This is a genomic window from Paenibacillus sp. TAF43_2 (assembly GCF_052113545.1).
Taxonomy (GTDB): Bacteria; Bacillota; Bacilli; order Paenibacillales; family Paenibacillaceae; genus Pristimantibacillus.
Window position 1 is genome coordinate 1 of the sequence record NZ_JBFRDK010000119.1, and the last position, 20,608, is coordinate 20,608.

Genomic DNA, 20,608 nt, shown 5'->3' on the forward strand with positions numbered 1-20,608 from the left:
GTTACAGGCGGAGCGAATGCAGGCGATTCAAATGTAGTAACGGTGATGACAAACCCGATCGCACTTACAGACTTCGCGAGTGCAAGCAAAACGGGAACAAGCGCAACGTTCACATGGAGCGCAGCAGCAGGTGCAACAAACATTAAAGTTGAGCAATCGCCAACAGGTACAAACACATGGACAACAGCGACAACAGGTGCACTTGCGACTAATGCAACAACAGCAACGGTAACAGGTTTGTCCGCCGCAACGGGATATGACTTCCGTCTAGTTGTAACAGGCGGAGCGAATGAAGGAAACTCGAATGTCTTGACGGTAACAACTTATTCAATTGAACCTTCACAGCCAAACCCGCCAAAAACGGACGAAACCGATGTTGAAGTGCTGGTGAACGGTAAAATTGAATACGCAGGTAAAGCGACTACAGAAATTGTGAATAACCAAAAGGTCACAACCATTATCGTGGATCCGAATAAGCTTAAGAACAGATTGGAGTCTGAGGATCAGCATGCTGTCATTACGATTCCGTTAAAAGGCAGCTCAGATGTTTATGCTTCACAGATAAATGGGCAAATCATTTCTGATTTGGAACAGAAGCAAGCTACATTAGTCCTTCAACATGATCAATTTACGTATACAATACCTGCTTCACAGATCAGCATTGATGCACTGACTAAGCTTTTTGGAAAAAAATTAAATCTTCAAGACCTCAAGCTCGAGATAGAGATTGCCAAGCCATTAGCAGATACCATAAAAATGGTGGAAAGTGCAGCAGTTAAAGGCCAGTTTGAGATGGTTGTTCCACCGCTTAATTTTACAGTGCGAGCTTCGTATGATGGAAAAACGATTGAAGTTTCTAAATTCGATGCGTATGTAGAAAGAATGATAGCTATTCCAAATGGCATTGATTCTAACCGAATAACGACAGGGATCGTGGTCGAACCAAATGGATCAGTTCGTCATGTTCCAACTAAACTTGTCGTTAAGAATGACAAGTATTATGCCGTAGTGAACAGCTTAACGAACAGCACGTACACCATTGTCTGGCATCCACTTGCATTTAAGGATGTAGAGCGGCATTGGGCAAAAGAAGCTGTGAATGATATGGGTTCACGAATGGTAATAACAGGTGTCGGCAATGAAATGTTTAATCCAAATAAATCGATTACTCGTGCGGAGTTTGCTGCTATTATCGTTCGGGGATTAGGTTTGAAATTGGAGACAAGCTCATCGTCATTCTCGGATGTGAACAAAAATGAATGGTATAGCAGCTATATTCAAACCGCATTTTCAAATGGTCTTATTAATGGATATGAAGATGGAACCTTCCGTCCTATGGACAAAATAACGAGAGAGCAAGCCATGGCGATCATTGCAAAAGCAATGAAAATCACCGGCTTGAAACCTAGTCTTGCAGCAAGTGAAGCTGGAGAATTGCTGCTTCCTTATAAAGATGCGAATGCCGCATCCGAGTGGGCGAAGAGCAGCATCCTCGATTGCTTGCAAGTGGAGATCTTTTCAGGCAGAAGCAGCACTGTGCTTGCTCCAAAAGATGAAATCACGAGAGCAGAAGTGGCTGTGATCATCCAAAGACTTCTTAAAAAATCTAATTTGATTTAAAAGACTAAATACTAAAGGGTTATCTTACAAAGGTGGATACACCAATGTGAGATAACCCTTTTTTAAATTATTTTCATATAGCTGAATCCATAAACAGAGCCGAGCGCCATTACAATGGTCCATACGGCAAGGCTGACTGCCATCCATTGAATGACGCGTTTTCGCGAGGAGCCTAATGACAAAGCTAATAAAGCCGCGATGTCGGTGCCCACAATAAGGGGAGCCAGCAGGGCAAGTCCGGGAAGGCCGTAACGCTCCCAAATTCGCCTTGCTCGAGTCTCCTTTTTTGATATTGTGGTAATGCCCTTTTTCAATTTCCGATTCGTATTCCACTTCGAAAATTGTTTGAAAAACAGGCCCAGAAGCAGTACCAAAAGAAAGTTGCCTGCAAATCCGATAATGGCCACTGCTACTGGCGATAATCCTGCTACGATGCCAAGCGGTACGACTAGAAATACATCCAACCACGGCGCTGCTGCGAGTAAAAATAAAACAATATATGGCCATATCCCATCCGTTTGCTGAATCCATTCAATCATAATGTTCCTCCAGTTATTATTTAATTAGCTGAGGAAATGGTTTCGCCTTGAGTCGGCTTCATCGCATTTTCCCAAGTCACATTGATGGATCGAGAAGTGAATAGATCGGGTCCGTCTGATAGCTGAAAATGCAAATGGGGCTCACTGCTGTTGCCTGAATTGCCGGTCAGACCGATGACGTCGCCTTTTTTGACCTTGTCTCCTGGCTTAACTGTTGCAGAGCCTTTCCTCAGATGTGCCAGATGGCTGTATTCTCCACCGTGATCAATGACGACATTATTCCCAGCAGGTTGATTCGGATTCATTACCCCAACAGGCGCATTATCTATAATATCATTCACTACCGATATGACTGTACCGTCCGCTGGAGCAATGATTTCTTTCTCGAAGGCATAATAGCTTTCATTTTTGAGCGGGTCACCTTTATAGGAAAAATGATCCTTTGTTTGGATAAAATCATAGGCGTACCGCTGAATCTCTAGTTCATAATGATAATTCACAAGAACATTCTCGCCGCCCCAAAATACAAACCAGTCGCCTTCAAAAGGTAAAGCATATTTATTTTTGCTCAGCTTCGAATCGGTTTCAGGTGAGGAAGTTAGTTCCTGAACTTGAATTGATGTAATGACTCCGTCAGAATCAAACATTCCAAGAAGCCCCTTATTCCCCTCGTCACTTACCCATATGCGCCGGTCGTAACCATTAAGCTTTATAGTAGAGGATTTCTCGAAGCTATGGATACCATTCGCAAACTCCTCTCCCGTCTTTTCTAAATCAGCTTCGCTTACCGCATCTTTTAAAGGCTGATTAAAACGGGCATAAATTTCCTTATACTTGCCGTCCAGCAGTGCCTTTGGCAGGTCGTCTGGCCTAAGTAATTGGTTCGTCGTCTCAGTGGGGTTCATTGTTTGCACAGCTCCTGTGTTGGTGGTCACTGCTGAATTTCCTCCGCTGCAAGCGGCTAGAAGTATAGCTAGTGAACCTGCGGCTAATGCCGATTTTGCAGTCATTGCTGTACCATATATATATTTCGTTGCTCCTTTTTTCATTTTCATCGCCTCCCGATAGTACCATTGTAGCAGCAGAGTCTTAGCTCTTATGAAACCCATCATTAACGCACTCTTAACTTTAAGAAGGGTGAATGGGGACGAATTAAGCTTCCCTTAAGATTAGAATGATTTAAAGTGAAAAAAATCATGCTATGATGATATAAACATCAGTTGGCGGAAGGAGCTGGCACGAATGAACCATGCATCGATTTTGCTCGTTGATGATGAGCAAGCGCTACTGGAGCTTTTGCAGACGGTATTGCGCAAGGAAGGCTACATGAATATTGATACCGTGCAATCGGGTGAAGAAGCCATTGAAGCTTGTGAAGCTAAAAAATACGATTTAATTGTACTGGATGTGATGCTGCCAGGGCGCAGCGGAATTGAAATATGTCCTTTTATCCGTCAAACGACGAACGCGCCAATTTTATTTCTAACCGCGAGAACATCGGATTTCGACAAGCTGACAGGGTTTGCGATTGGCGGAGATGACTACATTACCAAACCATTTAATCCGCTGGAAGTGGTAGCCCGCATAAGGGCGCAGCTGCGGCGGTACTTTAGTTCGTCAACGGAAACGGATGCCTTAAAAAATACCTCAGAAGATTCTCACAATCGAAAATCTAACGTTTTTGATTACGGCCGGTTTAAATTAGATGAGACAGCAGGTGAACTATTTATTGAAGGACAGGCTGTTTCATGTCCTGCGCTTGTGTTTCAGCTGCTGCTTTTTCTATGCAAAAACCCTAATCGAATATTCAGTAAAAGCGAGCTGTATGAGAAGGTTTGGGGTGAAGAAGCCTTCAGTGATGACAATACGGTCATGGTCCATATTCATCGGATAAGAGAAAGAATTGAAGCTGATCCGTCTAACCCAAAATTTATCGTTAACGTCAGAGGTATGGGCTACAAACTAGTTAAAGCGGATCAGCAGGAGCTTACTATGCCATGAATATTAAGCGACAACTAACACTAAAGTTCGTTCTTCAACTCGCAATAGCAGGAATGATCGTTCTTCTCATAGCTGCGCTAACCTTTTATTGGATGCTGCAGCGGTTTAGCGAAATTAACATTACACGTGATTTTGCCAGTGTAGGGTTAGAACAGATGGTAGAATCCTCAAAGCTTGGCAAGAACGGCATTACGTTTGCACCCAGCTTGCTGAGACAGGTGAAGAAAAACAATGGCTGGCTGCAAAGCCTAGATGAGAATGGAAAAGTTGCAAGTGCTTATAATACGCCCAAAGATGTTCCTAACCAATACGGACCAGGTGAATTAGTGGAACACTGGATGGGGAAGAGCGCATTTCCTTACCAGATTGCGCTATGGATACAGCAGAAGGATGGGAAGAAATTCACAATGGTCTATGGGGCTCCAAAAGTAATAGAGCCTATTTTGGAACAATTAAATGAAGTGGAATTCATTGTTTCTGATAAGAAATTAGTCCTTCCAGATGCCTTATCAGGAAAAATAAGATCGGCTCATGCTTTTGTTCAACTGATCGATTCGGCAGGCGTGGAATTGGTCTCCTATAACAAGCCCGATGCGGTGCCTTCCCTATACTCCGTTCCGGAACTTTCGCTTCGCACATTGTATGGTGAAAGATACGGTTACCGGATAGCAACCTCGCATGATGCGGAAACTGGAAACACCTGGCTTGTCGGAGAGCCGAATACTGTAGCGGGAGACTCGGGCAAAAAGAAGTGGATACCGGAGGAAGCACAGGTAGTCATTATTGGGTCCATTTTCTTGTTTATCTCCTTACTGGTCTTGTTCGTACTCCTCTCATTATGGCAAGCCCATCGTTTTGGCGCCCCGATGCTGCACATGCTTGTATGGCTCGATTCAATAGGGAAAACCGTGTATGAAGAACCTGTTGATCGTAGAGGTCTTCATCGAAGCCGAACTTCAGCAGGGAAATGGCGGCGAAGGTATCGTGTTTTTGCTGATGTGATGGTTTCTATTGAAAAGCTATCCAATGCCTTGAAGAGAGAGCAAGCGATGCGGGAGCAAACGGAAAGCCTGAGAGAAGAATGGATTGCTGGCGTTACCCATGATTTGAAGACGCCGTTATCCTCTATAACTGGTTATGCCCATTTATTAGCGGAGCCGGCATATGATTGGTCTCAGGAGGAGGTACGTAAATTTTCTGCGACGATGCTGGAAAAATCGGCTCATATGGATATGTTGATCAGCGATCTTGCTATGACTTACCGATTGAGGTCGGGAATTCTTCCTCCTGAGACGATGAAGGTTGAACTGAACGCCTGGCTTTATGAAGCGCTTCAGCAGGCTGCGGCCGATCCTGCTTATGGAAAACAGCGCATTGTATTTCATGCTGCGCAAGATGATGTTTGGGTCCAATTATATACACCTTGGCTTGAGAGGGTAGTTAATAATTTAACTGCTAATTCGCTGCTTCATAACCCGCCTGATACCGTTTTGACGGTATCGCTTCTGGCGACTGAAGAAGGTGGCGGAATTACGATAAAATTCACCGATGATGGCGATGGTATGGATGAAGTTACATTAAATCGGCTTTTTGAGCGTTATTATCGCGGCACGGATACCGCATCCACCACCAACGGTTCTGGACTTGGCATGGCTATATCGAAGGGACTGATTGAAGCTATGGGTGGCAGGATTACGGTGAAAACAACACCGGGTGAAGGGACGACGATTTTGTTAATATGGAGCTGACAACATCGACTTTCATCGAACAAACAACAGTTAAAGAACCTCTGTAAAATTAGTAAATAAATGAAAAAAACGCTAGATCATGATATATTGATGATCTAGTGTTTTTTTTAATCTACAAAAGAATGAAAAATGTAAAGAAAACATATTCTTGTCAATCGAGATTATTTGCCAGGGAGGGGTAAGAATGCAGCAACAGGAAAAAGAAATACAGGAGCTTAAAGAACGATTAGTTAACGTTGAGGAAAAACTTCAACGTAAATCGAATTCTTCTAACGCTCTTAAGTTTGTACTGTGGTTCATCCTGATATTCGTCGTTCTACTGATAGCAATTGGCGTATTTCAATTTATTGGCTCTTCTTCATCCTAATTTAAAATAATATTCTAACGAATAAAGCGGCGGTCAATGACGTTACTATACGTCTTGCCCGCCGCTTTAAGTTGTACTTAGGCTTTTTTAGTTTGAAGCCGTTTAAGTTCTTCATCCACACGAGCTTTGCGCTGCTCGAGCTGCTGATCGGAACCATATGCGCCAGCATGTAAGCTGTTGTATGAACCTTTTGTAAGCTCACGTTGTGCTTCTAATTCCATCACCTTCTGTTCAATCCGATCGAACCCTTGTGAAGCGGAGCTTCCATGAAGGGAGTTGGAATAGCCGGTAGAGGTTGCAGTTGTCTGCTGCACGCGAGTAATGAGCTCAGCGCGTTTTCCTTGCAGCCGTGTTTTCTCTTCTTTCAATGCCTCAATGCGATAACCGAGGTCAAGTACCGCTTGCTTTGCTAGCTGCTGCAGTCTTGCCGTTTCTTCAGCTTGTTCTAGATACAGCAGCTTCGCTTCAAGCGCCGTACGTGCTTCTGCTTCACGTTCCTCAACTGCCGCTTGCTCTGCTTTACCCTCGTAATAGCTTACTTGACCGTTGAATTCACTTAGTTTAGATTGCAGCATACGATCCTGTGCTTGCTGCTGTGCCAACGCATGCTCAGTTTTGGCAATTTCCTCATCCAAATCTCTCAAATAATGATTAAGCATCATGACCGGATTTTCCATCTTGTCCAACATTTCATTTGCTGCTGCCTTTGTCATACTAACTACTCGTTGTAAAATTCCCATTGATAATCTCTCCTTAAAATTTTATGTTTGGTTTTATTTTCATTTTCATTCGTTTATTTGATCTAATAGTGATCGGCAAATCGAAAGTCGTTGTTAATTGCTTTTGGGATAAAGAGGGTAGCTATAAAATATGCGAGTATAACCGTTCCGAAGCTGAAGAACGCCGCAATGACAACTAACAATCTAACAATAGTGGAATCAATGCCGAGCCATTGTCCGATGCCTCCGCATAGACCTGTCAGCTTGCTGTCTGTCGTTGATCGAAATAATTTTTTCATATACAGTCATCCTTTCGTGTAGCTCATCTATGTCCTTATTGTAGTCTCTGGAAGATTGTTTCGTAACGGTCCTCGGGCCATTTCGGTGCTAGGCTTTAGGCGGGGACTGTCTGCGACGGGCGACGGGGCTGCGGCTATTCTTATAGCAGTTATAGGCTGTTCTTTATTGGAAATTACAATTGGGATTGGGTGGTGGTCTCAGTTGTAGATGTAAATCCATAAAAAAATCTGCCCGAGAGTCAGTAGACCTTTGGGCAGCTTTATCGGGATGATCACATTGTAGAACCAGAGAATTATGGTTGTGGGTTACATGTTCATTCCGTAGCTAAGCTGTAGAAGCTTTGCTTCTTTAATGGAGCAGCTTAGAAATTCTATTCCTGCAGGCAAACCCTCTGCTGTGTAATCAGTCGGAACCGTAATTGCTGGCTGAGAATCCTGAATAAGGACTTAGTCGGTTATTGTTTACCGCCTTCTTGAGCGAGAGAGGCTGCTAAATTCCTTTACTCTATTCAACCAATCTACTATTATAAATTTAGATTTGAGAGATAATAATTAGTATAAATGGGAGATGGGACCAACATGAACAGATGGTTTTATTATAAAATCGGAATTTGCTTGCTGATCGTTTTTACACTGCTCCTTCCAAGCATAGGCGCTTCGTCCTCTGTCCAAGCGAATGAGGCTAAACCTGCTGCTTCCTATTTAGCAGAGCGATGGAGCGAAAGTATCAAGGGAGGTGCAGCTGCGAATCCGGCCATCGGTGAGGACGGCACGGTGTACATCCTATCTCAGCAAGGGAAGGTTTATGCTTTTAGCTCTGCTGGCAAGCAGCTGTGGACTGCTGATGTTAGTCCTATGGATGTTACTTCTTCAGAAAGGGAAGGTCAGCTCGAAATAGGAGCAGACGGGACCCTTTATGTCGGCTCAAGAGGGAATTTATATGCATTCAACAAAGATGGCGTTAAAAAATGGGAGTATGAAACAACCTATTCAAGCTTTCAAAAGGTTGTCGTTCAACGTAACGGCTTAATCTATATTCAAGTCAGATCAAGGGAGCTGCTGCTTGCCTTGCGCACGGATGGCAAGAAAGCAATGGAACGAACCGGTATTAGAAATTTGGTAAAGCACGCAGGCACTTTAGAGGATAAGGTTTTTATTACATCTTATAACCTAGATACTAAATTAGTTGAGGGTAAGCTAAGCTTAGAATCTACATCTTATGCTGAGGAATTAAATGCTAGCGGCTCATCGCGCTGGAAAGTCAATTTGTATGGATCATCTTATAATACCCCAATGACGGACAAGCAAGGCAATTTAATCGTATATTTAGAGGCTTCGAAAAAAGGAGATCAATCGGGTAGTTCACAGCTTAATCAGGACAGAAGTCCAGGTGAGGTTAAAGTGATCAGCGAGGGAGCTGTGAAACAAAGCTATTCGTTAAGTGCAAGGACTTACGCTCCTATTGTTTTTGATGATCAACAAAACGCTTATATCGTAACGAGAGATGCCGTCATTTCTAAATTTGATACGCAAGGAAAATTGATATGGAAGCTGCAAATCGACGAAGATACTAATGTATTGGAAAATGGAACGGCAATGCACCTGGAAAAAGATGGTTTCCTTCTTTTCTACAGCTCATTGACTGGTTATGATAAGACGAAAGTTGAGAAAACCGAGCAAAATGAATATTTTAAGCATCGGTTGCTTCGAATTAGTCAAGGAGGGGAACTGCTTTCCTCTATAAAGAGCGGTATTTACACAACCTCGGTTGTTTGGTTAGACAATGGAATGATTTTATTAAACGGTTATGACAAAGTAGTTTTATCGGATATGAAATTAACGAAGCTAACAGAGTACAACATGAATTCCCCCATTTATTTAACGTATAGGGATACCAATACGATATATGTTGGAACAGAGAGCGGTAGGGTAAGCGCGCTTGAAATCAAACAAGCCTCAAACAAGGGCGATGCGGTTTCCATTACGTTTGGAAACATATTTCCATCGTTTGAATCAAAAACTACATACTCTCTATTTGCGACTGTGAAGTGGGCAGATGGCAAGGAGCAGACCAATCCACAGGGAATCGTTTATCGCAGCAGCAATGAAAAAATTGCTTATTTTGATAAAAACGGCCTTCATACGGTTGGAGCTGGCGAGGTTGAGGTGAGCGCTGAATATTTGCATCTGAAGACGACAATGAAAATTAAGGTAAACGAGCGAGCATATATGAATGAGCCTGGGGTTACCTATAGCGCTCAGCTTGTGAAAAAATGGGGAGTGTCGCTGCCTACACTGAATAGCAGTATTAATGAGGTATACCAGGCTCCCCTCATCTCGGATGATGGTACGGTTTATGCACTTAGCAGTCAAGGGAAGGTAGCAGCTGTCAGCTTGGAAGGAAAGCTACAGTGGCAATACGATTTGAAGGAGCAGGTATGGGCGAGGCCTGCAATTGGACCGGATGGACGGCTTTTTGTAGGAACGAATAGCGGTTTGCTTACAGCATTTGATCCAAGCAGCGGCAAGCAGGTTCTTCATAATATGGTGGCAGCTAATCAGCGCAATACTATGCTTGGCTGGGATCGTTCCGGTAATAGATACTCAGGCTTCACAAATAATAATATGGTAAGGGATGGCAACAAACGAAGCGCTACCAGTTATCTTGAAGCATCAAATGTTTCAGATACTCGGCTTTGGTCGATATCCTTGAGCGGAGAGATCACACATTTTGAGCCAACTTTAAATGATACTGGAGACACTTTATATGTTATCACTACGGCAGATGAGTGGGTTGGTGAGAGTGCTACTATTCCTTCAGGAATAGTACAAATTCGTAGACATGGCACGCTATATGCTATTAATGCTTCATCTGGCAGCATACGCTGGAAGTATGAGCTTGGCGCGTCAGATAATACATTTTATAAACCTTTGCTGCTTCAGGATGGCACCATTGCTACAGGCAGCTCACAAGGCTCCGTAGAAGCAGTTGATAAAGACGGAAAATCGAAATGGAAGAAAAATTTGAAGGTATACGCCTATACAGGACCATTTCTAAGCCGAGAAAAGCTCGTTATATTTAAACCTGGCGAGGGTATTGGCGTGACGGAGGGAGAAGAGCTTGTCCGTTTTATTAACGTAAAAAGTTATCTCGAATCCAATAGCATTAATCAGCAGCAGACTGAATGGCTTCTTACTTTATCTGATTTAGGACGACATTCCCTTGCATCGTATGATTTAGCAGGCAAGCTGAAATGGCAGCTCCCTATTGCAGGAGAAAAGACGGCAGTAAGTAAAATTAGCAACAACTTACAAGTAGCAGTTATCGATTCAGCTGGTGAATTAACCTTCTCTGATATTGAGGTTAAACATACTTCTGGACTTTTATTTTCCGATTTGAAGCTGCACTGGGCAAAAGGAGCTGTTGAGGAACTTGCTGCAGCAGGCGTTGTTGACGGTTTTCCTGATGGAACCTATCGTCCTGCAGCTCAGGTAACGAGGGAGCAGTTTCTAGCTATGCTTGCGAAGAAATTGAAAGTCTCTTCGCAAGCAGAAAACCTGTCATTTCTTGACGTCCCCAGCACGCGCTGGTCTAGGCCTTTTATTGAAGCGGCTGTCGCACAAGGCTGGATTGATGCTTCAAGCTATGGAAATCGCTTCAAGCCGGAACAGCCGATTACAAGAGAAGAGGTAGCGGTATGGACAGCAAAAGCACTAAAGTTGATTGAAAAAACGGACGGCTTAGCTAAGATTTCTGACAAATCATCCATACAAGCATCAAACCTTGGGCTGGTGGGCGCAATAATAGATTCCGGTATTATTACTGGCTATAAGGATGGAAGCTTCAAGCCGCTCGCGACTTTGACTCGTGCAGAGGCAGCTGCTCTACTGGCACGAATGTAACAACTTAGAGAGAGTGTGAAAAAGGGAAACAGCTTTAGATGTGGTATTAATGTCCTAGGCTGGCATCTTTTAAAAGTTGAATAAGATAGTTGTGACGTAGAACGTCATAGGCTGACATCTTATAAAAAGGTAAATAAAAAAAGTGTGACGTCGAACGTCATAGTATGACATATTATAAAAAGTTGAATAAAAAATTGTGACGTAGAACGTCCCTGGTTTTCCTCTGTACAAGAGGAACCAAGGACGTTTTTTCATTTCAAGGAGGATGAGAGATGGAATTTGCTGAAGAACATGAGAAATGGTTGAAAAAACATTTGCGTGCAAGTAAGGGAGAGCACAAGAGCAGGCTTCAGCGGGGACATGGGCATGGTGAACGTTTGTTTTTGAAGCAAGTTTGGTGGCCGATGATGGGTAGTTTTGATCATTTACATCCGGAGTACGAAGTCGTGGATTGGCGCGGGAACCCTTTTTATATTGATTTAGTTTGGCAGCGGGGAGCGACGAGGTTTGCTTTCGAAATTAAGGGGTATGGACCTCATGTTCAGAATACCGATCGAATTCGATACCGACGGGAATTAAATCGGGAGACATTTCTGCAAGTGCTTGGATACCGCGTCGTGTCCATACCTTATGACGAGTTGGAGGAAAAGCCACAACTTATTGTGTCTTTGCTGCAGTCGCTGCTGGCTCCTTATTTGGTGACACACACACAAGAGCAAAACATGACACGTTATGAGCGTGAGTTATTGCATTATGCGTTAAGGTCGAACAAGAACATTCGCCCAGCCGATGTGATGAAAGAGTTTCATATTAATCGCCGCACAGCAGTCAAATATTTGAAAAGGCTGTGTGACGTTGGCAAACTGCGTCCAGTTGTATCTGGAAAAGGCATTCGTATTGTCAGCTATGAGCTAATACGCTCGGCTTTTTATCCTTTTATTTAGGTACTAGGAGTGGAAGTAGGTAAGAGAGGAATTAGAAGTGAAGGCTGAATATGTGTTAACGTGTGCATTTGTAGATGCGACTTGTATGTATGTGGAGTGTGACTGGATTGTATGCGAATTGTATGTGGAGTGTGATTTAATTGCATGCAACTTTGTAGATACAGCGGGATTGAAATGGTGTATATGGATTGTGAATGTAGTGTGAGTAGGGTGTGAATTTGGATTGTGCACGTAGTGTGAGTGAAGTGTGCTTGCACGGCGCGAAAAGTTTGAATAAGTGCAAAAGTGCATCTATTTTCAATAAATGAGGTGGAAATGACGTAAATAGGTGCAAAAGTGCATCAATTTGAGCTGATTGGAAAAATAGTTAGTGGAATAAGTGCATTTATGCGCTTAGATTAACCTGCTGCTGCAAACCGTGGTGTTCACTTAACTAGCTAGCTTTTACTCTCGGCTTTTTTGTAGGGTTAGCGGCTGGATTATGTGGGAATGTACATTTGTGAAGTGTAGTTGGAGTAGGAGTGAGTTTATGTTAAGTGTGCAAGGAGTGCGATTGAACAGTAGTGAGTTGTGTAAGTAGTGTTCATGACCAGTCATGGATTGCAAATAAGTGCAGAAGTGCACCTGTTTTTGACAAACGAGATGGAAATCACGTAAATAGGTGCACAAGTGCATCTATTAGAATGGATTTGAAAAGTAGTTGGCGGAATAGGAGCAGAAATGCACCTAGATGCAGCTGAAGCGGGCAACACCGTGGCTCCCCCCATCCCATACAGACTTTTTTCAAAAAAGATCAGACTTCTAACAAAAATGATCATTCTTAAGCGCTTTCATCTGTTCTATGCTAATAAAATCCAATTAGGATCAGATTACCATGGAGGATGGGTGAAAGATGATTAAGAGGAAAAAAAGCACGGTTTTCAAATTGTATGTTTGGATGATTTGTTTTGCTATTTTGAGTCAACTGGCTATATGGCCAAGTGCGGTATCCTATGCAGAGGAAGTCGTTGAGGTAAAAACGATCGCGAGCATTCCCTCTATCGAGATTAACACAACAATAGGGAACCCGCCGGTTCTTCCGCTGGAGGTACAAGCTGTATTTAACGATGAATCCGTTGGACAAGTTCAGGTAAGCTGGGACGAAATCGATCCCTCGCAATATGCTGAGGCGGGAGCTTTTAAAGTTGAAGGCAGCGTTCAAGGCACTCCCCTCAAGGCTTCCGCCGAAGTTACAGTGAGGGAAAACGATTTTACAGTATTTCTGAATGAGATGACGAGCAATGTACCAGATGGACAAAGCATCGTTTCCTACAGCAACAACTATCAGTCCATGCAGCCCGAATTGATGACTTTTATGAAAGGAAACGGGACTACATCGGTTAACAATGGGCTGACGGTAGAGATGAATTCGTTAGAAAAAAATATCGCTATTGCTGCTTGGGATAAAGGACCATGGCTGTCCGCCGGCACAATCGATGCAACGCTGCGTTACACCAGCGGGACGCAAGGCAATATAGGCTTTGTAATCGGTGCCTATAATTCTACCCAAGGCTTGTCTATTCGTTATGATGCGGGTACAACTTGGGTCATTCAAAGCCCAGATGGTTCTGGCGCGTGGGAATCTTTTGAAGGACCTGAGCTGAAAATGGATACCGATTACCGTATCAAAATTGGTTATAACGGAAACAAGCTATTGGTTATCGTTGATGGCGTTACCTATTACAACAAAGAAACGAATTTATTGAATTTGAAGGCTGGAATAGGTCAGGTGGCCTTGTATAAACGTTTTGCGACAGGACAAGTCGTTTTGAAGGATATTAACATTCAAGGCGTTGGCCAAGTCGAAAAACCGTCAGATATCATTAATTATGTACAAAATTATGAAGACCCGGCGTACACACCGCGTTGGTCCGGACTTAACGCTCAAGTGGTAACAGACATTACAGGCAACAAGGTATTATCGCTAAAAAAAGGAGCTAAAGAACGCGGAGCAGATTTGGATTCCCCGCAGCTACAATCGGGTACGCTTTCATTGGACTTTAAGCTAGTCAATCCTGTTAAGCTTTCTAGCGGCCAAGGTTTTGCATTTGGCTTCAGAATGAATGAGACGGCAAGCATTTTTAGCGAAATCGGAGTCGATCCAAATCGCTGGTTGCCTGAATCCAGCTCCGGTTGGGGCAGTAATTTAAATATTCCTTATCCGATTCAGGGAAAATGGAACAATCTATTGTTCAATTTTAATGGAAAAACAATTACGGTCTATATGAACAAAAAGCTAGTTGGCGATATTACATTTGCTGAATTTACCGATGCGGCTGGCTTGTTTGGACTTCGAATCAGAAGCACAGTAGAGCTGTATATCGACAACCTGCAGTATACGAATCAAATGATTACTCCAAAGGAATTGGTGCAATACAGCAACAATTTCCAGGATGGCATTCCAGGAGGGTGGAGCAGCGGCTCTTCATCCATCGTCAAAGAAGGCAGCAATCGCTTCTTGAAGTTGTCCGGCATCACGGGCACCGTATTGAATAACGACGCACCTCTCCTTCAGAGCGCAACCTATATGCTGGATGTGAAACCTACGACTGATTCGATTGGTTTTGCTATAGGCAGCAACTCTTTGGTGAAATTTGCGAATGACCACTGGATTTTGGAGAAGGATGGYAGCACTATCCCTTTTGTAGCAAGTGACGCTGTTTCATCGAGCCCATCACTTATGAGTTGGAATAAGGTCGGATTACAATATAGCGACTCTTCGGTCACACTAAGTATAAATGGAGCTAAGTTGGCTGCGAATTTACCTCCCGGGCAACAATTCGGTGAAGGTTCATTCGGAGTATACGGGCAAGGCGACTTGTATGTGGACAACATTTTGTTCACGGAGGAATTTATCCAGATGGATACTTCCCCTGTAGCAGGCAAGATGTATTATGAACAATATTATGAGACAGCTTCAAGCATGAACTGGACAGGACTCGGCGGCAGTCAAGTCGTCGATGGTTATTTGAAGGGAAGTATCGCTTTGGGATCGGTTGCGATAAATGAAGATATTGTACCTGTGAAAAACGGCGTATACCAGGTCAAGATGAGGACAAATGCTCCGTCCGCAGGAGTTAAAATAGGCAATGCAGCCATTTATTACGAAGGTCAAGGAAAATGGATGTATCAAGCTAACGGTGGAGAGAAAATAGCTATCGGAGACAGCGTTGAAATTGTACCTGGCAAAGATTTTATTTTGCGGGTACGGTTGATCGAAGATGAGTTGAATCTTTATGTGAATGGCATTTTGGCGGGCAATGTCCAAGCGAAAAACTTCACCCCGGGTGCATTTGGAATTTATAATTCCGGAAATGAAGTGATGCAAGTTGAGATGGATGCGATGACCGCAGAAGAAATCAGAATTTATGAGCCTGACTTCGCAACGCCTAACTGGAGCGCGATGGATTCRAGCAGTCCGGCCGTGCTGGAAAGCGGCGAAGGCAGCGTTAAATTAAGGCTGCCGGGCGTATCTCTCGTTACCGATAATAACAGTCCAGACGTTGTCGATCAGAAAGTGACCTTTGATTTCAAGACGAGTGTAGGCGCTGGGTCAGATGGAGGGCGCTATGGATTTATTTTGAGAGGATATGACGATAACCGCTACGTATCTATCGTTCATGACATCAATGGAACTTGGAAGCTTTCTGCAAACGGCAACGATTCCAACTTCCCTACTGCGTATTCCATGGCGGCTGATACTGTGTATAAAATCGAATTGAATCTGATTGGCAACACAGTTACTTTCGCTATTACTGATGCTGATGGCAACAGGACGGATATGGGCGCGGTTAGGGATAATACGGTGACCTCAGGGGCTGGGAAATTTGGAGTGCGTTCCTGGTATAGCGCCAAAGAAATGACGATTGCCAATCTCAAAGTGGTTGAACAGGAATCCATGCCAAGGCTTCAGCTTGCGGCGGAGCTTGATTCGATCACCAAAGACGATTTGACTGTGACGCTGAATAAGGATTTTCCGAGTATTTTTTCTTATCTGGTCGGCAATAAGACGATGAAAGCAGCAGACGAGCAAACCAATACATTACAAATTAACAATACGGAGTATACAGCTCAGACGGTTTCGGAAAAGGTTGGCGAAAGCAAATATGCCTATACGATGGCTTTTGACGAAATTGGCGTGGTGATTAAGGCTTTCATAGAAGCAAAAGAAAATAACGTTGTTCGATTCGAAGTGAGYGAAATTCAAGAAAAAAGTGATTTTGTTGTCAGATCTCTCGAGTTGAACAGTTCACTCTTCTATGTAGATAGCTCTATGAAAGGCGCGACGTACGCTTGGAACAAGTCTGACGGCAAGTGGCACGGGATTTCGGAAGAGCTGGTTGACGACATGTCCAAAATGAATCAAACCGGTTCATTCGGCGCAACGATGACGATGGTGAGCGCAGAAGGACTGGGCGCGTCTATGGAAAATAACGTGATGAGCGGCGGAAATAAGATACTCGTTAACGCCGAGAAAAAGTCCCTTGTAAACAAGCTTACCGTAAAACCAGGATCGTGGACTTATCGTCATACCCAGAGCAATGAAAAGGAAGCACTGCCGTGGTATAACGTTGTTCTTACCGAGGATCGCAATTCCGATGGGAAGGTAGACTGGCAGGATGCGGCTGTGGCTTATCGTAAAGAAATATACGTGCAGCCGTTCGGCGCTGAAGACATGAAAAACAATATGATGTACATTGCGTTCAACTTCGCCAGTCAGGCAAATGATCCGTTCCTGAACGCTTTGGACACCGGTAAAGTGCTGTACAATTATTCCGACGGCTTTGGACAAATGATTTTGGAAAAAGGTTATCAGGCGGAAGGGCATGACGATGATATTCCTTCTTACTCCAACATTGGAGTGAGACAGGGCGGATTAGCTGATTTTAACTACTTGATTGACGAAGGGGCCAAATATAACCTTCGCGTCGGCGTTCATTTAAACGCCACAGAATACCATCTTGATGCAAACGAGCTGAACTATTCCAATCTGACAGGCGCTACGCCAAACGGTTATAAACAGGATCGGCTAGCAAAAGGTTGGGATTGGATCGATACGAGCTACTATGTAGATCAGACAAAGGATGTTTTGAGCGGTGATCTGAAGTCACGATTTACAAACTTGTACAATCTCACTAAAGATCCAGCAAACCCGAATGACCCAGCTTTGGATTTTTATTATATCGATGTATACACAGGCAACGATTACAACGCTTATAAATTGCTGCAGTATGCGAATGGCTTGGGGCTGAAAGTAGGAACCGAATTTGCGGGGCCTATTGAGCCAGGATCGGTATTTGTCCATTGGGGAACAGATTTGGGTTATCCGAACCAAGGAAACAAAAGCATTCTTTACCGATTGGTTAAAAATGACCTCGATATTTTCGTCGGCAACGCGCTGTTTAAAGGCCAGAAAATCCCGGTCGTAGCGACTTGGGGGGATTCGAAGCCAGATATTCAACAGGGTGTAACCGTGTTTTTCAATGAAGTGCTTCCAACAAAATTTATGCAGCATTATGGCGTCATGAAATATGAGACGGATCAAGTGACTTTTGAACAAAATGTTGTATCCAAACGAATTAAAGCAACCAATAAGATTGAACTTTCCAAAGACGGGAAAGTCATCTCTTCTTGGAAAGATACCGGAACAACGACGGATACAGCCGAGCGTCATACGAGCGAAGCAGACTCCTTGATCCCGTGGCTGTGGGATGTGAAGACCAATCAGACTTTAGGAATAAACGAAGGAGCTAAATTGTACCACTGGAATACGACCGGTAATACGACGACTTGGCAACTGACAAATGATTTTAAAGACGTTGCATTGTTTAACATGTATGAATTAACGCAGCAAGGCAAGGTGCTTGTAGATACGATTGCTGCGGTGGATGGATCGCTAACGATTGCGAAGGCAAGCAAAAATACGCCTTATGTTCTATATCCTGCGACAGCAGACGCTTTAAACTTGATTCCTTCTGCGGGTGAATGGGGAGAAGGCAGCCTGATTAAGGATTTTGCTTTCAATTCGGAGAAATTTAATGTTGAAGGATCATGGTCTGTTAATGATGTAGCCAATGCTTCTATTAAGGTCGTACAAGGAGATGTTGGATACGACACGACAAAAGAAATGGTAAGGTCCAACTGGAACCGCTATGCGGAAATGGGAAGCCGTGCCGGTGAGTTGTCTCAGCAAATCGCTGGATTGATTCCGGGAGGAGAGTATACGGTTGGTGTATGGACTCAAACCGTTAAAGGAAGAAAATCCTCTTTACAGGTAACCATGAACGGCAAAACGTACAGCAATTATGTAACCGGCTTGGACGGTTCACATCAAAGTTCATTTAAATATGTGGACACAACTTGGCAGAGAATGAATGTGAAATTTAAGGTACCAGAAGGCACGACAACGGCAACAATCAAGCTAATCGCAGATGCTGGAGCTGGCACTGTGCTATTCGATGATGTCCGAATTTGGAAGCATCTGACGGCGGGAAGCGGTGCTGAGCAAGCTGGATACGTCGTGAAGGAAGATTTTGAGAATGTGTATGAGGGCTGGGGGCCTTTCGAGTATGGAGGCGGCAGTCGAATGATTCATATTGCATCGGATGAGAGCAACCCGCATGACAACAATCCGATTGTTCAGGCAGCTGACCAAAAAATCGGTCCTGTCATGACTTGGGTATTGAATGGTCAGAATTCATTAAAGCTGAATGAAACTGACGTGGGCAGACTGATCAAATCAAATGAGTCAGACATTAAGTTAAAAGCGAATAAGACGTATGAGCTTGGCTTTGTTTATACGATGGAAAATGGGGTTACCTACGAGGTCAGCGTGTTGTCTCGTTCGACCGGCACTGCCGTGTTGAAGGAAACGCTGCAGAACAAGCCTAATTCGGGGATTAAAGCAGAGGATGGCTACATCCGCTTTAACCAAACCTTCACCACTGGAGCACAAGACGATTATCAGGTCGTGTTTAAAATGATTGCCAAAGGCGTCGGTAACGCGACTTCCGATTATGCTTTTATATTGGATGATTTCTACATCAAAAATACGGGCGTTGATTATGCCAAGGAGCTCCTCCTGCAAGCAATTAAAGATGCACAAGCGCTTAAAGAAGCAGAGTATACGCCTGTGACATGGGCGACTGTAGCCGCGACTCTGCAAGGCGCTATCGAAGTAAGCAGCAATGTTGAAGCAACAATAGAAATAATTGAATCGGCGAGGACAGCTTTGGAGAAAGCTGTGAGTGAGCTGGAGACTCATGTCATCGCTATTGTAAGCTTGCAGACAGTGTCAGTGACCACTACGGTTGGAAAGGCGCCAGTGCTGCCTCATACTGTGAGAGCCGTTTACAGTGACAAATCGGTTAAAGATCTTTTGGTCGTCTGGAATGCGATCAAAGCTTCCGATTATGCGCAAACGGGCACTTTTGAAGTAGAAGGCACGGTTGCAGGTACGACGCTTAAAGCGATCGTTACGGTGCAAGTGCAGGCGGACAATAGCGGACCGGGTACAGATCCAGGAACAGATCCAGGGACAGGGACGAATCCTGGAACAGGAACAAATCCGGGAGCGGGCACTGGTCCAGGCACAGGCACAGATCCGGGAGCGGGAACTAAAGTGACTTTCCAGGATACAGCCAGCCATTGGGCTAGAAAAGAGATTGAAGCTCTTGCAGCCAAAGGCATTCTAACAGGTGTATCAGAAAACAAATTTAACCCTAATGCGTCCATTACTCGCGCTGAAATCGCGGCTATGTTCACTCGGGGATTCAATCTCCAAGCAAGCACTTCTCAATCGTTTGAAGATGTGCGTAGGGACAAGTGGTACAACAATGTGATATCGGCTGCATCGGAATCAGGATTGCTGCAAGGAACAGGAGGCAATCGATTTGAGCCTGACCGTTCCCTTACCCGTGAGGAAATGGCTGTCATTATCACGCGAGTGCTGCAAATGAAAGGTAAGCTGCCGACTCTTGCGACATCTGAAGAAGCCATTTTATCGAGCTTTAAAGACGAAGATCAAGCAGCCGCTTGGTCCAGAAATGCGCTGGCTATTTGTATCCAAGCAGGCTTGTTGAAAGGCATGCCGGATCAAACGCTCAAAGCCAACAAAGAGCTGACTAGAGCGGAAGCGGCGATTGTACTTAGCAGACTGTTCGACTATTTGAAATAGATTTAAAGTTTTTAGAGGACTAGTGGATTTCTCTACATTACAGACTAGTCTGTCCCAAAAGTAGTATTTGAATTTGATAAAATAGCGTTACAGGGAGTTTTCCTGTATCGCTATTTTTCTATTCTGATGCATGGCTGCTTTTAAGCAGATGACGGATAAACAAAAGCCGCCTGACCCATTGAATGACATTCTGTCAGCCGATAAGCAAGAGACGGAATTAGGGAACCCATGGATTCTGTAGCCCCTGTAGCAG

At 43.9% G+C, this 20,608-nt stretch carries 11 protein-coding genes; 7 read left to right on the forward strand and 4 right to left on the reverse strand.

Annotated features, from left to right (window positions below; translation table 11 throughout):
- A partial coding sequence (locus AB4Z17_RS22285) for an S-layer homology domain-containing protein (protein WP_441962133.1) occupies window positions 1-1,620 on the forward strand: 1,620 nt, incomplete at its 5' end.
- 62 nt (window positions 1,621-1,682) lie between these two features.
- Here the strand turns inward: AB4Z17_RS22285 and AB4Z17_RS22290 are convergent.
- Together AB4Z17_RS22290 and AB4Z17_RS22295 are read right to left on the reverse strand one after the other, a co-directional pair.
- Window positions 1,683-2,159 (reverse strand): small multi-drug export protein, encoded by a 477-nt coding sequence (locus AB4Z17_RS22290; protein WP_441962135.1) that lies wholly within the window; start codon window positions 2,157-2,159, stop codon window positions 1,683-1,685.
- A 20-nt stretch (window positions 2,160-2,179) separates the two neighbouring features.
- Window positions 2,180-3,208: a peptidoglycan DD-metalloendopeptidase family protein gene (locus AB4Z17_RS22295; protein ID WP_441962137.1), complete on the reverse strand. Its 1,029-nt coding sequence runs from the start codon at window positions 3,206-3,208 to the stop codon at window positions 2,180-2,182.
- A gap of 193 nt (window positions 3,209-3,401) precedes the next feature.
- Here AB4Z17_RS22295 and AB4Z17_RS22300 point away from each other — a divergent pair, with 193 nt between their 5' ends.
- The 3 genes from AB4Z17_RS22300 to AB4Z17_RS22310 all read left to right on the forward strand — a co-directional run bounded on the left by AB4Z17_RS22300 (window position 3,402) and on the right by AB4Z17_RS22310 (window position 6,275).
- The gene (locus tag AB4Z17_RS22300) at window positions 3,402-4,160 is read left to right on the forward strand and encodes a response regulator (RefSeq protein WP_441962139.1); all 759 of its coding nucleotides are present in this window, start codon (window positions 3,402-3,404) and stop codon (window positions 4,158-4,160) included.
- Window positions 4,157-5,908 (forward strand): sensor histidine kinase, encoded by a 1,752-nt coding sequence (locus tag AB4Z17_RS22305; protein ID WP_441962141.1) that lies wholly within the window; start codon window positions 4,157-4,159, stop codon window positions 5,906-5,908. The genes AB4Z17_RS22300 and AB4Z17_RS22305 overlap by 4 nt, the downstream gene beginning before the upstream one ends.
- 184 nt (window positions 5,909-6,092) lie before the next feature.
- Complete coding sequence (locus AB4Z17_RS22310; RefSeq protein ID WP_339207419.1) at window positions 6,093-6,275, forward strand: hypothetical protein; 183 nt, start codon at window positions 6,093-6,095, stop codon at window positions 6,273-6,275.
- Window positions 6,276-6,352: 77 nt separating this feature from the next.
- Here the strand turns inward: AB4Z17_RS22310 and AB4Z17_RS22315 are convergent, their stop codons facing one another.
- Both AB4Z17_RS22315 and AB4Z17_RS22320 read right to left on the reverse strand, forming a co-directional pair.
- Window positions 6,353-7,015 carry a PspA/IM30 family protein gene (locus tag AB4Z17_RS22315; protein WP_076271804.1) on the reverse strand — a complete coding sequence of 221 codons (663 nt, stop codon included), beginning with the start codon at window positions 7,013-7,015 and terminating at the stop codon, window positions 6,353-6,355.
- A gap of 62 nt (window positions 7,016-7,077) precedes the next feature.
- On the reverse strand, window positions 7,078-7,293 hold the full coding sequence (locus AB4Z17_RS22320) for a PspC domain-containing protein (RefSeq protein ID WP_076271803.1): 216 nt from the start codon (window positions 7,291-7,293) through the stop codon (window positions 7,078-7,080).
- A gap of 579 nt (window positions 7,294-7,872) precedes the next feature.
- Between AB4Z17_RS22320 and AB4Z17_RS22325 the strand changes: the two genes are divergently transcribed.
- From AB4Z17_RS22325 to AB4Z17_RS22335, 3 genes are all read left to right on the forward strand, one after another.
- Window positions 7,873-11,196, forward strand: a complete 3,324-nt coding sequence (locus AB4Z17_RS22325; protein WP_441962143.1) for an outer membrane protein assembly factor BamB family protein — start codon at window positions 7,873-7,875, stop codon at window positions 11,194-11,196.
- 272 nt (window positions 11,197-11,468) lie between these two features.
- Window positions 11,469-12,140: a hypothetical protein gene (locus AB4Z17_RS22330; RefSeq protein ID WP_441962145.1), complete on the forward strand. Its 672-nt coding sequence runs from the start codon at window positions 11,469-11,471 to the stop codon at window positions 12,138-12,140.
- 892 nt (window positions 12,141-13,032) lie between these two features.
- Window positions 13,033-20,355 carry an endo-alpha-N-acetylgalactosaminidase family protein gene (locus tag AB4Z17_RS22335; protein WP_441962147.1) on the forward strand — a complete coding sequence of 2,441 codons (7,323 nt, stop codon included), beginning with the start codon at window positions 13,033-13,035 and terminating at the stop codon, window positions 20,353-20,355.
- The last annotated feature ends 253 nt before the right edge of the window (window positions 20,356-20,608 follow it).